Below are 15,000 nucleotides of genomic sequence, written 5' to 3'. Positions count from 1 at the left end.
TTGTTCGGGAATCCCTAAATCCAAGGAACAAAATTCAATGAATAAACTTGAATTAAGAAGCAATGACAAAGATGTTGGAGAGTATAGGGGGCGAAGCTACGTCTTACAGCAAGAACAAAGGAACTAAGTTTGAGTTAGTTATTAAAAGACTAATTTAGAAATACCTGCAAACCAAGAGCTACGCAAAATACAGAACTAAATCAGACATAAGATTACAAAACTAATAGAGAGGACGGCAGAACCGTCCTCTCTTTTCCTTAACGATGTATAGTTAGAAGAGAAATTAACATCAGACTAAGGAGAACACGAAGTTTTTAAAGCTTGTGTTGATCTCTAGCTGTTTATTTTTTAGTAAGAGTTTTTTAGGTAAGAGTTGGAATTAAGAATTAAAAACTGGTAACTAATAGATAGGAACTAAGAACTAACTCCAACATTCACTATTTACTCTTATCTTTTTAACGCTAGATTGATTAAAAATCTTGGTTGTTTAGTTACAACGATAAAATTAGTAGTTGTAACGCGCAAATACTACAGCATTTTTGTAAGTATTTTTAGTTTTAGTATTTGTAGTTGCTGTTGAAACCACACGACGATATGAAGCTTCAAGACCTACTAAAACGTTTGTTGTTTTGTAAGTATACACTTCAGAGTACACACGACCATAAACTGTGTGAGTTTTGTCTTTGGTTGTACCTGCTGATGTTTTAGTTTTACCATCAACATATGAGTAACCTACTGCTGGTTGCGCATATTTAAAAGTAGAGTTCACTAATTCTACGTTGTAAACGTAGTAGTCAGTTGTTTCACCATTTACTTGTGATTGCGCTAAACCAAAAGTACCACTTAACTTAGTATCAGCAAAAACAGTATAGTAAGCAGCAAAATCTACAGAGTAAGTATCTTTTGACGCTGTTGTACCCGCACCATTAAAGTGACCAGCAGAGCCAACTACTTGTAACTCTAAGTCTTTGAAACCTTTATAGTCGTAAGCAGCTGCATACTGTGAGTAGTAAGTTGTACTTGAACCTGTTTTAGAGTCACCGTAAGATACGCTTGCATAGTGATCTTTATTTTCACCAAATTTGAAATCAAAACGGAATGTACGTTTATCTGCACCGTCAGCAAGATCTAATTGATTTACTAAATCAAACGCTGTTCTTGCTCTTGGTACTAAATCTAACGCATCGTCAAATTGATTAAATTCTGCAGCGTCATCTTCACCACGCACCCCAACGGTAAAGCGTACAAAATCATCATAATCGTAGTAGAAACGACCAACAGTTAAGTAAACAGGTCTAGAGTTATGTGATTTTTGTAGAGTGCGGCTAGAAGCAGTGACATTGTCAAATCTGGTTGAAGTGAAATCTTTTTGGTAACGAGCATACACCCCAAATTTACCTTTTTCACCTACAACGGTATCAAAACCTAATGCAAAACGTAAACGTAAGCTTAGTGATTTACCGTCATCATACTTAAAGGTATTAGTGTAGCTACCGCCAGATACTTTAGTGTCACGGCTTTGCGTAAAGCTTTGGTAATGGGTACGTAAGTAACCGTCTAGGTATACTGTACCTTTGTCTGTTGAGTAAACTGGAGTATAAGCAGATGCCGAACCTAAGGTCGCAGCAGCTACTACAAGAGCAACTAGAGTCTTTTTCATACAGAAATCCTTAAATCTTCAAAATTTTTAAATCTTAATCTCAAGTGCAAGATGAATATCACCTTGGGGTCGATTGCTCTTTATTTTTCTTCTTTGGAAAGCAATTATTTATTTCGACCATACTTTAATCTTAAGGCAAAATTTTCTAAAAGTGAACATATTTTTTGAAAAATCAAGGGTTTATTTTTATAAAATGTTGATTTTTAAGAGATAAAAATTTAAAGTTTTAGTTTGCCGATAGAGTAAATCCTAGGAAATAAAAGAGAATTAAAGGGTTTTAAACTATGTTTAAATGGATTAAAGCACTCGAAATTGTTACTTTTGTGTTACTTAAATTAAGCGCTGAATGTAAAAGAACGAAATAATTGAATTAGATTTAAACTGCAATTTAATCAGGTTTAGATTAAAAGAAAAGGTGAATTGTAAAAATAAACGACTGAAAGAAAATAGTGATTAAATCGGGAATAAACTAGACTAATAACCACTAATAAACTAGACTAATAACCACTATGGCGGTTAAATTTTACTTAACTAAATTCAGTTAAATATTTAAGTAAATCTAGCTTTATGTACAAAAATAACTTTAATTAAAAAATTTATTTGCCATATTTTTGGTTGGATTTTTTTATTTTCTGAAGTAAAAATTAGTACTTTTAGCTAACAAAAGCTTGATAAAAAATAAAAATTTTTAATTATTTTAACTTATTAATCAACAAATTATCAATTCAAACCTTGGAGATTAATAAAAAAACCTTTATTTTTTAAAATTTATGTTTTAAGATAAAATTAATCTAGTATTTTGATTTTTATTACTAGAATAAAGTTATAAATTTCCCGACCCAGAAATTTACAACTTATAAACAAGATGAGATTAAGATATAGATTTGCTTTTTCCCTCCTCGAGAGCACAGATAGATAAAAAAAATAGATAATCTAGCTGCACAAAATGCAAATCAAAATAAAGAAGTTTAAGATTAAAATTATTGATTATAAGGTTATTTGTATGAAAAAAACGCTACTTGCTCTTGCAGTTGCAGCAACTAGTCTTTTCACTAGTACAGCTGCACAAGCTTATACCCTGTACTCTGATAATGATACCTCTCTAAGAGTTTACGGTTATCTCTTTACTTACCGTGATATCTCTAGACAGGCTGGCTATGATGCTGAAGGTAAAAATAGCCTAACTAAGTTTGATTATTTACAATTCCGTACTCAAGTTTATTTTGTAAAAAGACTTGATGACAAAGTGACCGTAAGTACATTTGCGCGTTTCCGTCACATCACTTCTTGGAGAGATGCTTACACTCGTACTTACACTGAAAACGGCAATCATACTACTACTCTTTCTAAGAGCAGAAACCAACCAAAATCATTTGCTAACGACCGTCTCTACGTAACAGTAAGACATGCAGATTATGGTTCTGTTACCCTTGGTCGTAACATCAGCTTAGTTGGTGGTGCGTCATGGGCTGGTGGTTACGCTTCGATCCTTGGCGTATATGATGCTGCATGGTTAGTATCATCAATCGGTGGTTTTGCTACTGATAAAAGTGTTAAATATACTTCTAAAGTATTTGATGGCAAACACCAATTTGTTGTAGGTGTTGACCAACACAGTGGTGGCAACTTCACTGCTTACGGTGCAGGTTATGAATATAACTTTGCTAATGACGGCGGTACTTTCTACGCTTATGGTACAATGCTAAGAGGTAAATCTTCATTAAAAAGAAATAATCCAAACGTAAGTTTAGATGAATTCGGTACTGAAGTTGGTTACTATGGTAACCTTGGTAAAAGATATTCACATGTAGTGTATGCACAGTTTGCAAAAAACAAATCTTACAATCGTTTAGCTGGTAAGAAAGTATACGCTCTTGGTTACTCTGGTTTAGTTCCACTAGGTGATTTCTCTGCTTACTTCCTTGTAGCAGCAACTAGAGATCAATCTAAATCATCTGGCGTAAAAACAACTAAAACTTATTACGGTTCAGTAGTAGGTACAAGTTACCGCTTCTTCTCTTACCAAACTTTCAACCTAAGAGGTTACTTAGAGTACAGCTACCAAGGTGTAAAAACTAAGTTAGCAAGTGGCACAAGTACAAAAACTAATACCCACGACCTAGGGTTAGGTTTACGTCTGAACTACTAATTAGTACTTAGGTACTTCTTAAAGTCATTTTTCAGATGACCTCTATGTACTCAAATTAAACTGTATACATGTTAAAAGACAGAAGCTCGGCTTCTGTCTTTTTTAATTATTTTAGGATTATAGGTTTCTAGAATTCTAGGATTATAGGATTCTGGATTAATCTTGTTTTCTTCTTACAATGCAGTAGTTATAAATAAATTGACTCCATAACCATGGCACTGCACGACTACGTAACAGCTTGTTAAACTTAGCAGAGCTTTCCAAATAAGACGAAGCAAACTTAAGCGTAAATCCTGCTTCTAGAGCACCTAGATGATTACCTAGATGATCACCTAGATCTAGATTACGACTTCTACTTGGTTTGCCAACATAGTCTTCGTCTCTTTTTTCATCTCTTTTTTCATCTCCTTTTTCAACACCTGTATCTTTAAATCCAACTTTATCAAATCTAACTTTATCTGCTTTTAATGGGAAAATAATTCTTTGTTGACTGCTAAACAGATATTCTCCACTAGCTAGGAGTTGTAAGTTATAGCCTAGAGCAAAGGTTTGCTCTTGGAATAAACTTGCACGGCTTGCTGGACTTGTGTTGATAAAGCGCCCTACCTCTGCGTCATTAATTAGCAGTAAGTAACCTTGATGACGGATTATTGTCGCAAAGCTCTTACTCGCTTTATCAACAACCCAACTAAAGTAAGGAGCTTTAGTTTCTGGTGCTTGCATTAACTGTACCAGTTGCTGATACTGACTTAAGTTAAGCTGTACCTTTGCTTGTAACCATAACCAAAAGTTAATTAAGTTCAAGCCTTGAGTTGCTTCTAAATTAAGTGCTAGATGTTGCTGATAGTCCCAAGCAAGAATTTGCTCTTTAAGCAAATGTGGATAGAGATTAAGAGCTTCAAGTTCAGTTAGTTCACTGTTGCAGAGTTCACTACTACTTGAATCACTAATAATTAGCTCACTATTTAGCTCACTATCGCTTATCTTACTACTATTTGGCTCTCCACTTTTATATTCTCTAACTCTCTTATCTTCAGCTAAACTCTTATCTTGAGTTTCCTTTAACTTACTGATTATATTTGCAAACGTATCGGTAAAACCTAAACGTAAGCAAGCAGTTTGTTTAAGTAACTTACTCTCTTGCCAAACCTTTTCTTTGACAAAAGTTTGGTTAGCTTGGTAGGCTTGTTTTACTGCTTGCTCTAGGCTAGAGTTGCTTTCCAATGCTTGACGTACAGCCACACGAGTGTAGTGTTTTTCTTGGTTCATTGGATCTTCTACTGCTAGAGTACCAACCAATTGTAAAATAGCTTCAACTTGTTGACGTTCTAGTGCAAGTAAGGGGCGAGCCTTGACAATAGTACAAGCATTACTTGCTTGATTCGTTTGATTTACTTGCTTTGCTTGAATATCTGTTTGCTTATCAACTTGCTTGTATGCTTGTTTATCAGCTTGCTCGCTAGCTTGCTGGTCAACTAAATTACTAGCCTCTTCATAAGTAAAAGCTTGAAGATTTCTCATAATCGGTAAAGTTTTACCAGCTTCTACTTCTTGTAAAAATCTACTGATTAAACTTTCATTAAGTTGTTCTTGCGGATAAAGACGCAGAATACTACTCGCAAAGGTTTCTAGTTTGTCCTGCTCTTGATGCGCAACAAATAACAGCGCACGCTTTTGTCCTTGACTAGCTAAACGGGCAAACTGTACACCGTAACGTAAGTTACGAGCATAGTTTTCTGTATTAGTTAAATGAGCTAACTTCATTTTTAATTTAGAGATTAAGCTTGGAGGCGAAACACGCCAAACCCAATTTAACTCACTGGTATTAAAACCAATTCCACCTAAAGGTGAGTACTCGTGAAAACTACATGCCCCACTAAAACCTTTTAAACTCTTACTATAGTAGTCGTAAAAACTGTCAAGCTCTTTTAAATAAGCAAAAACTTGCTTAAACTGCCTTAAGGCTTGTTGAGTTAAGTTTGTATATTCTTGAGTAAAACTTGCCCAGTTTTGCGCAATTTGTTGTAAACCATGATCCACATGAGAAATACCAATCTCTCTTCCTTTGGCTTTGGTGTTAGGCAAAGCTTGAGCAACATATTCACCAGCAAACAGCTCTTGCCAGAACTCTACAGTTTGGTAAAAATGTTCTTTGACTTTTGTACTACCTTGAGGTTGATATGCTTGATAGCTATCTAGATAAGTGACGCTATTAAGTACAGGACTTTGCTCTTTTACTAATAGAGCTAAGGCTTGGCTGGTTAGGCAAACAAAATCACAAGCATAGAGTACAGTCCAATAAAGAGCAAGCGAATCCTTACCGCCAGAGATTGCAAGATCAATCGGTAAAAACCCATTACTTCCTGCTGTAGAGCCTGCCACAGAGCCCGTCATAGAACCACCATCCACAGAACCATTCACCGCACTCGTCATGGAACCAATCGCAACATCTGCTTGCTGTTCAAAAGCTAAATAACTCTCTTGTTGAGTAATTTGTTCTTTAACTGTAAGAATAGCTTGTAACCAGCTTAGATAATTACCTAACTCTTCGCTTTGCAGTTCAACGCCTAGGTGATTAGCTAACTCTTGCACTTTTACTAAGAAAGTTCTATTAGCTTCCTGCCCTTTATTAGCCTCATGTCCTTTATCAACTTTCTGTCCTTTTCTACTTTCTACCTGTAGTAAAGATAGTCCTTTCACCCAACTTGCAAAAACTTGATTTTGCACTTGTTTAAGCTCAAGAGCAAGTTGTAACTGCTCTGCTTGTGCTTGAGATATTTGCTGTTCTTTATTACTTGCACTAGCTCTCTTTACTTTAAAAGTAACTGCTTGCCAGGCTAACAATAACTCTTTATAGCGCTCAAAGTTTTGCTTTAAACAACTATCTTCTTCTTGCATCAGTAAAAGCCAACTAGCATAGGCAACTATTGCTAGTTGCTCTCCTTGTCTGAACAATTGCCCTTGAAGTAAAGGTTTTGCTAATAAGCTAGTTAGTTTATCTTGTGCTACTTGCGCAGAAGCATCTAACTCAACTCCTGCTAACTTACTTAATAAACTTTGACTTAACCTTACTAAAGCTAAGTTTTTTTGTTCAGCTGACTCTATTGGAGCAATTAGTTGCTGTAACTCAATTAAACGAGGCATAAACTCGTCTTGTAATGCAAAATCAGCTTGCTTCCAAGTGCTCACTAATTCCGGTTGTTGAAAATAATAAGATTTAAAACCCATAATCAAAAAAATCAGTTTGGTCGTGTTTACACAAACTGGGGATGCTTGATAACTGCAACTTATTACGTTAACTAGCATCACACACTTAATTAATAACTTACCACTTATTAAATCACTTTAAACTTACTCAGTAACCTGTAACTTATTAAAGCACTTTCAACTTATTCAGTAACCTGTAACTTACTAAAGCACTATAAACTCACTTAATAACTTGCTACTTACTTAAAGAACTTAAAAGTTCCTAGATAACCTGTTACTTCCTCAGGAACTAACAACTTATTAAAGCACCATAAAGTTACTAAATAACTTTATTCTGCCTCGTAGCTTGAGTTTGGTTTTAGCTTGAGTTTGGTTTATCTTCAAACTTGTCTTAAAGAGTTAAGTTTATTAATTTAATGTGGAGTCTGCGCAAACAATTTTAAGGGAATGTTAAAGCTACCGTTTCTCTTTTATTAACCTCGGTAACTTTTACGGTCAACTTTCATTTTAGCAAATTTTACAAAGTTAGCGGTGAATGTAGATATACATCTATCTAGAAGGGAGTAATTGTAATTAAGTGGTTTATCAAGGATGCGGATTTACCTAGGTTATGTATTTTGAAGATGTTGAAGGTATTGAAGATGTTAAGGATTTCGAAATTTACTCAAATTACAAACGCCAAAGAGTAACCAAGAAGCTTTAATAAACTTCTCGATTACTCTTTGGCATTGACCTTTAGACATTAACTCTTTTTAAGAAGAGTTTGTACTTTATGTTTGTTCTTTATGTTTATATTGCTACATTACCTAGAAAAATAAGGTTAGGCTATAAAACTAAACCGTCAGATTGAGCAGTTAGATCGTGCAGTCAAATTGAGCTGTCAGATTAAGCTGCTAGATTGATCTGTTAAACTATGTCTGATTGACCGTTAGGCTGAGCTACCAGATATTTTTATCTAACTCGACAATACTCTAGGAAGAGCGAAATTATTAAGTTATAAACGTAAGAGGTTTAAATTCTTTATCTTGGTTTTGGTTGTCCTTGACTACCATTACCAGGTTGACCAGCTGGCTGACCTGCTGGTTGACTTGGTTGCGCTGCTGGTTGGTTACCTTGTCCTGGTTGACCACTTGGACCACCTGCACGACATCCCCAAATTGGTACACAACTAGCTAACATTAAAGTTGCCATTAAAGCAGCAATTAATTTTACTTTCATAAAAACTCCGAGATAATTATTTTTAATTAACCATTATGCAGATTATTTTAATGACAGAGGTTTCACCTAACACTCTGAAGTAAATTGGGTAAAAAGTTTGTATAGCCTCAGACATAAATTGTTAGGTGAATACTTGCCATATAGCAAATATAGAGCTCAATTTACTAAAATCAAGTAAGCAAATTTTGAGAGTTTTCGGTAAAATATAGTCATGAATATTGTATAGCTATAGGAGCAAATTCATGACTATTGATACTGCAAGATATCTACAAGAGATTGACCGCGTATGGAATGAAATTACAGAAACTCTTGAAGATAATGATATCGATGTTGACTCTTATGTAATTGGCTCAGTATTTACTATTGAAGCAGCCGACAAAAGTCAAGTTATCATTAATCGCCAAGAACCTAAACATGAACTTTGGTTAGCTTCAACAGCGGGAGCTTCTCACTTTGCTTATGATCCAGAAAAAGATGACTGGATTAATACCGCAGATAACCAAACTTCGTTTTGGTATTTACTCGACATAGCTTTAAATGCTATTGGGGTAGAAAAGCTATTTACAAATAAGTATTAATGTAAAAAAAGGCGACTAGTTAGTTGCCTTTTCCTTATTAATGAAGTATGACAAATAAGCTCAATTTGCAAAACTGGCTCTCGGGTTCAAATGACTATTGCCCTGAAGGTAATGTTTTGCATATTAAAGCCACACGTGATAGAAATCCGAGCTTGCTCAACTTGGCACAGCAAGTAGATCAAGCACAATTTACCCCCTATAACTATCCGGGATGGCATAGTCAACTAAGCAACAGTTTTTATCAAGAGGTTCGAGTTCAAGCTTATCAAGCTCTTAAAGATGGTAAGCTAGAGCAAATTCCCGGCTTAACTCCCTTTGAGGGCGCAATTGCACAAACTTGGCAAGTAACCAACCTTGCGCCACTAGTTGGTGAGCAACTAGAAGTTGCTCTGCAACAGCAAGCCTCGGAAAGTAAACTTGCTAGCCTTAGCAAAGAACTAGCTAACCTACAAGCAGAGTTACCTGATCTTGAACTCGTTGACACTGGAACAAGCCTTTATCCACCTCTCAACTTAAATCTCGTTCCTGAAAAAGTTGAAGACTTTTTACCTACCACTTTTAAAACCAGCGTAAACCAAGCTGAATGGATGTATGAGCCAGATCTAGCTAAACGTGCTCAAATTTGCTTAAACAAATGCTTTGCTTTACATGAGTTCCGTGGTTTACAAAAAGATATAGTCCAAAGTTTACTTGAACAAAATGATGTTCTGGCAATTATGGCAACGGGGATGGGAAAATCTCTGTGCTACCAAGTACCTGGAATGTGTTTACCAGGGGTAACGCTCGTAGTAAGTCCACTAATTGCGTTAATGGAAGACCAAGTAGCTCAACTTAGAGCCAACGGCATAGGTGCAGCTATCTATAACAGCCAAACTACTCCAGCAGAGCGTGAACAAATTCTGCAAGCAGCTAGTCAAGGAAGTTGTAAATTTCTTTACGTCTCTCCGGAAAAGTTAGCTTCTAATTTTACCCTACGCGACATAGCTTCTTTACCAATTAACTTAATTGCCATTGACGAAGCTCATTGCGTTAGTCAATGGGGGCATGACTTCCGTCCTGATTACCGTAATCTTGCCCGTTTACGTCAAATCTTACCTAACTATGTCCCTATGTTAGCTTGTACCGCAACTGCGCGTATGACTACTCGTCAAGATATCCTTGAGAACTTACAACTTACCAATGCCAGAGTTTTTGTTGGTGATTTTAACCGTCCAAACATTGGCTTGTATGTTGAAAGTGTTGAGGATTATGGACATGCTTACCGTAAAATTGTTGAACTTTGTCGTCAAAGTGAAAACTTACCAGCAATTATTTACTGTAACTCCCGTAAAGGTACAGAAAAACTAGATACTTATTTACGAGGCAAGGGAATTAAATCGGCAATTTACCATGCTGGACTAATGCTTGCGGAAAGAGAAGATAACTTTGCGGACTTTATGAGTGGTGAGGTTGAGGTAATGGTGGCAACTATTGCCTTTGGTATGGGGGTAAATAAATCTAATGTGCGTATGGTAATCCACATGGATTATCCTTCGACTTTAGAAAACTACTACCAAGAGATTGGACGTGCTGGACGTGATGGCGAAAAAGCTAAAGCCATTCTGTTTGATTTTCCTGCAGCCAGAGATTGGCGTATTAGCAGGATTAGCGAAGAACTCCATGCCTCTAATCGTTTACCTAGTCAAACTAGCCAACTGCAACAAGATAAACAGTTAGGACAAGCAGGAGCTGGGGAAGCACAAAGTAAAAAACAAAACAAAGGAAAAAGCAAAGAAAAAGCAAGTGAGAACTCTTCTCTTAACACAGAAGAAATGTATCAAGAACTTCTCGTGTTAGAAATGAATAATCCGTTGATTGATCAACAACCGGAAAAATCTCCGGAAATGAAGTTCAAAAAACTAAAAGAAGTGTTTGATTTTTGTGATACAGCTAACTGTAGAAGAAGAGTATTACTTTCTGCTTTTAATCAAGTAGTTGAACATGATTGTGGCAATTGTGATATCTGCTTAGATAGCAAGGCTTTACAGGACAAAATTGAAATAGGTGAGGATGCTCATTTTATTCTCGGTTTAGTTATTGTTGCCCGTGCTTTTTTAAGCGTGGATACCATGATCAAAATGATTACGGGGAAAGCTTCAATTGCTGCTGAACTTGAACGTGCGTTGCAAATAAAACTTAACTACTGTTATAGTCGTGAAGAATATGAACGCGTAGTTAATGACCTCGCTAAAATAAGTTCTTGGGAAGAGCGTATAAAAGTTAAAACTGAACAAGCTTACCAATATGGTGCTAAGTATTGGCGCGCAGTTATTGAACAATTACTCGCTTTAGGTTACCTTAGCTATGATCGTAAATATAACTACGTTAATATTACCAGCGCAGGGCACCAACTACTTAAAGAGCGAGGCACTATTAAAGTTGCCGCTATTCCAGATCTAGTTAAACGCAATATCTTTATCTTTAGCTTAATCCGCGATCTAGAAAAAATTCGTGTCGAAATTGGTAAAGCCTTTAGTTTACGTTACGATGCAGTTCTTTCTGATCCAACCATGAGTGAAATTGCTGACAAGCTTCCTGACACAGAAAACGAACTAGAACAAATCCAAGGTATGACCCAAACCAAAGTAAAACGTTTTGGTAAACTTATTCTTGAGGCTGTAAAACGTTATCGTCGTCGTGTTGCTTTAAATAATGTGAGCGCGAAATAGTTCTGCCAAAAGTAGAAGAAGAACGAGATAATTCTTATAAAGGAAGAACAAAATAGTTCTACTATCTATCTACTAACTAAAGGAAGAACGAAAATTCTCTTAAATTCGCATACGTTTCTTTGCTCTCAACTAATAGCCTTAACTAAGGTTAAATTTAAGCTAAAAGCAAAAATATCACAAGAAGATAATAAGCAACTTAAGCAATTTTTGCTAGTTAGTTGTATATCATGTATAAATAATTTTTGATTTTAGCGAAAAAAGTTAGCAATTTAAGGTAAAATATTAGTGTGCTGAATAAGCAACTATCTTTTTAGTTTCCTAGAGAGATAGAATTAATTTGTTAGGATTATTTCTTAACTTCTACCCTTGCTTCATTCAGTTAATGTTTAAACGTAAATAAGTCGTACTTATCACTAAGTACGACTTTTTATTTTTTTAAACTTTTAAACTTTCAATTACCACACGTAAAGCTGGAGACACTTCACGATCTTGGTAATAAAGATAGAAACCTGGAATTGTTAAAGTGTAATCTTGTAAAACTTGAATTAGCTTGCCTTTCGCAAGATCATCTTTAACTAGTTCTTTTGGTTCATATGCTAAACCAACACCAGATCTAGTTGCTTCTAAGATTAAAGACGAATCATTTAAAGTCCAGCTACCTGCTGGTTTGTGTTTATACTTATCTTTAAATTCCCAATCAAATACACGCTCACCATCTAGTTTACCTGCAATACATGGGAAATTTACTAAATCTTTAGGATCTTTAGGGATACCATATTTGCTTAAAAGCTCTGGTGTCGCAACTACAGCCATCTCTAAATCTTCACTAATACGAACCGCTACTAAACCTTCGGTTACTTCTTCGCCAAGGCGCACACCGGCGTCAATGCTCTCAGATTCCAGTGCTGATACCACCACATCACCGTTTGAGTTATCAACAATTAGTTCTAACTCAACATCTGGATATTTTGAGCCAAAGCTTGCAAGACGAGGAATTAATACTTGCTCCATCGCTTGACGACTAGCAGTAATCGTTACTTTACCCGTTGGGTAAGTGCGCATGAGATCAAGTTGTTGTAAACCACGATCTAGGTAGAAAAAGCCTTCTTCTAACTCGCGGAACAAGTTACTTCCCGCTGGAGTTAAAGACAATCTACGTGTCGTACGATTAATAAGTTTAACTTTTAAATATGTTTCTAAATCTTTAATGCTTCGGCTAATACCAGATTGTGCCATATTTAATCTTTCTGCGGCATTAGAGAAACTTTTTAGCTTCGCTACCCACATAAATTGATATAAAGCACTTAGATGCTCTTTCATAGGTTATAAACCTCCACAAAAATTTATCAAACTATTTGTTATATATTTGAATACATTAAATTGTATTCTTGGTAAAAAACTTAACAAAATTTTAGATAAATTTAGCTAAATACTTAGATAAGTAAAAATTTACTTAATTTTTACCAACCACCCTGAAAAAAACTAATTATAATTCTGTTCTAAATTACGAGGCTAATTCAAAATTACAGAAGTCATTAAAGAGAACCTTAAATAGATTTAAATAACAATTTCCTAATTATTGTAAAAATAAACCTTTAATTTAGCGCAGCTAACAAATAATTTTTTATATTTATTTTATTAAATTTATTATAAATATATTATATATCACCTCCTGTGATTATTCTATTTTATTTATCGTTTATTTCTTAATTTGAAGTTAAATTTAGGGGTACTGGGTACTAACTATAGGGTAGAATGTAATTACTTTGGGAGCAGTAATCTCTTAATTTTCTTAGAGTTACTGGGGTTAATTGATGTTTTATCGATTTTAAGAAATGTTTACCGAAAGTAACTAAAAGTTACGAATATATGCTTAGGAAAAGAACAAAATAATTTACCTTAGCTAGTTAAACTACTAATTCACATAAATTGAGCTAAGTAATTATTTACAAAAACTAAAAGACCAGAAATTACTTTCTGGCCTCTTAAATATTTATATTTTGGATATTCTTGGTTTAGCTACTTAGTTCATTAACACCTATCAGTGATACTAGTTGACACCTATCTGTGATACTAATTAACACCTTTAATTATTAATTTATGACTAACTGTAAAACGTAAATTTAATTACTTGGTTCAAGCTAGTAAGTTGTTAAACTGTCAAACTTTGCAAATAAATCACCTTTGAGGGGCTATCGAGCTAGTTTATTTGCTTTTAGGTTTAACTAACATAAGCTAATAACTTTGAGTTTATGAATTTGTCGTAGTTTTAGTTTGATTTTACTACTTAATTTTTTCTAAGTAGTACTATCTTTCTACCTTTATTATACTATATCCCTGTAAATATATATCATAAACTCCAAAAAAAAATATTTAAATTCATCACTTTAGCTAATAATTTTTTATTTCAAAATGAAATAACTAGATATCATCTAGGTTTTTGTTGCTTAAATCTATTTCGCTTAAGCATAATAACCTAGGAATTTGTGTTTGTTCTCTTGAGATTAATCACTTTTATTTTGTGAAAAATAATTTGACCACTTAAAAAATAGCAAACTAAAATTCAAAATTTAAGTACTACTTACAAAATTAAGCACTCTTAAAATAACGATAAAAGTGTAATTAAAAAACTATAGGTTAGCTATATCTCGAGTATAATAGAAGCCGTAGCTTTACATTAAGTCGAAGTACAAATTGAATTACGAATCCATCAAAGTAGACAAGTATGCTTACTTGTCAAAATCCCTTTCCTTAAATAAGTTATGCAAAAATTTCCTAAACTCTCTTTCACTAACGATAAAACACCATATACCTTTGCTTTACTAGATGATGTTGTTACCTATCGCATAAGAAATAAAGACTTGGATCTTTCATCTTCAGGTAAGTACCAAGCTGTTTCAATTAAAGCAATTGGTAATGATAATCGTGTTGTAGAATTTAAACACTATACAGATTCTCCTGATGATTTATTGAAGCATGGAGACATAGTGATGGTTATGTATGGCTACTGTGGTAGATCTGCAATAGTAACTGAAGACTATAAATACGTTTTAAATCCACGTGTTGGTCTATTACGCGTTAAAGATGAAAAACAAATAGATCCATACTATCTTCAGGCTTACTTTCAACGTCATGAAAGTAGAAGATTTATGTATGTGATATCGCAGGGTACTGCGCAAATGTTCATGACCTACACTAACTTAAAATCTCTTCCTGTACAGTTTCCTAAAATTGAAGAGCAAAATAAGGTTGGACATCTGTTCAAAGAGTTAGATGATTTAATAGAAACTACAACTGACTCTTATAAAAAATACATTATGCTACGTAAGGCTCTAATACAAAGAATGGTAAAACCCGCAGACGGTATCCCTCTACTAGGTTTTCCAGAGTTCTATCAAGGAGAAGATAAAGAGTCGCAGAAATGGAAGAAAAGTAAAGTTGTGGAAATCGCAACTTTCTATAACCTATTTTCCCGTTTTC

General features: G+C 34.7%; 8 protein-coding genes. 4 read left to right on the top strand and 4 right to left on the bottom strand.

All coding sequences use genetic code 11. The features are described from left to right. Nucleotides 1-505: 505 nt before the first annotated feature. Nucleotides 506-1,660, bottom strand: coding sequence for a hypothetical protein (locus tag CKF54_RS03685; RefSeq protein ID WP_119524931.1), 1,155 nt, complete (start codon nt 1,658-1,660; stop codon nt 506-508). Between the two features lie 1,003 nt (nt 1,661-2,663). Here CKF54_RS03685 and CKF54_RS03680 point away from each other — a divergent pair. After that, nucleotides 2,664-3,809 (top strand): porin, encoded by a 1,146-nt coding sequence (locus CKF54_RS03680; protein WP_119524930.1) that lies wholly within the window; start codon nt 2,664-2,666, stop codon nt 3,807-3,809. A gap of 156 nt (nt 3,810-3,965) precedes the next feature. Here CKF54_RS03680 and CKF54_RS03675 read toward each other — a convergent pair whose 3' ends face one another. Together CKF54_RS03675 and CKF54_RS03670 are read right to left on the bottom strand one after the other, a co-directional pair. Beyond that, entirely contained in the window at nt 3,966-6,998 is a 3,033-nt protein-coding gene (locus CKF54_RS03675) for an ATP-binding protein (protein WP_222987498.1), read from the bottom strand. A 1,038-nt stretch (nt 6,999-8,036) separates the two neighbouring features. Continuing rightward, the gene (locus CKF54_RS03670; protein ID WP_119524928.1) at nt 8,037-8,234 is read right to left on the bottom strand and encodes a hypothetical protein; all 198 of its coding nucleotides are present in this window, start codon (nt 8,232-8,234) and stop codon (nt 8,037-8,039) included. Nucleotides 8,235-8,476: 242 nt separating this feature from the next. Between CKF54_RS03670 and cyaY the strand changes: the two genes are divergently transcribed. Together cyaY and CKF54_RS03660 are read left to right on the top strand one after the other, a co-directional pair. Beyond that, complete coding sequence (gene cyaY, locus CKF54_RS03665) at nt 8,477-8,812, top strand: iron donor protein CyaY (protein WP_119524927.1); 336 nt, start codon at nt 8,477-8,479, stop codon at nt 8,810-8,812. 47 nt (nt 8,813-8,859) lie between these two features. After that, nucleotides 8,860-11,520 (top strand): RecQ family ATP-dependent DNA helicase, encoded by a 2,661-nt coding sequence (locus CKF54_RS03660; protein WP_119524926.1) that lies wholly within the window; start codon nt 8,860-8,862, stop codon nt 11,518-11,520. A gap of 435 nt (nt 11,521-11,955) precedes the next feature. On the opposite strand, the gene CKF54_RS03655 is transcribed toward CKF54_RS03660, so the two are convergent. After that, nucleotides 11,956-12,840 (bottom strand): LysR family transcriptional regulator, encoded by an 885-nt coding sequence (locus tag CKF54_RS03655; RefSeq protein WP_119524925.1) that lies wholly within the window; start codon nt 12,838-12,840, stop codon nt 11,956-11,958. 1,442 nt (nt 12,841-14,282) lie between these two features. Between CKF54_RS03655 and CKF54_RS03650 the strand changes: the two genes are divergently transcribed. Then, nucleotides 14,283-15,000, top strand: a 718-nt coding sequence (locus CKF54_RS03650) for a restriction endonuclease subunit S (protein ID WP_147396809.1), incomplete at its 3' end; no start/stop codon positions are given.

Origin of the sequence: Psittacicella hinzii (assembly GCF_003585885.1) — a bacterium.
GTDB lineage: Bacteria > Pseudomonadota > Gammaproteobacteria > Enterobacterales > Psittacicellaceae > Psittacicella.
This window is presented reverse-complemented; position numbering and strand designations above follow the sequence as displayed.

What these genes read in the sequence shown, in the direction of transcription:
- CKF54_RS03685 (WP_119524931.1), bottom strand. Translation starts at nt 1,660, where the DNA reads ATGAAAAAGACTCTAGTTGCTCTTGTAGTAGCTGCTGCGACCTTAGGT.
- CKF54_RS03680 (WP_119524930.1), top strand. Translation starts at nt 2,664, where the DNA reads ATGAAAAAAACGCTACTTGCTCTTGCAGTTGCAGCAACTAGTCTTTTC.
- CKF54_RS03655 (WP_119524925.1), bottom strand. Translation starts at nt 12,840, where the DNA reads ATGAAAGAGCATCTAAGTGCTTTATATCAATTTATGTGGGTAGCGAAG.
- CKF54_RS03660 (WP_119524926.1), top strand. Translation starts at nt 8,860, where the DNA reads ATGACAAATAAGCTCAATTTGCAAAACTGGCTCTCGGGTTCAAATGAC.
- cyaY (WP_119524927.1), top strand. Translation starts at nt 8,477, where the DNA reads ATGACTATTGATACTGCAAGATATCTACAAGAGATTGACCGCGTATGG.
- CKF54_RS03670 (WP_119524928.1), bottom strand. Translation starts at nt 8,234, where the DNA reads ATGAAAGTAAAATTAATTGCTGCTTTAATGGCAACTTTAATGTTAGCT.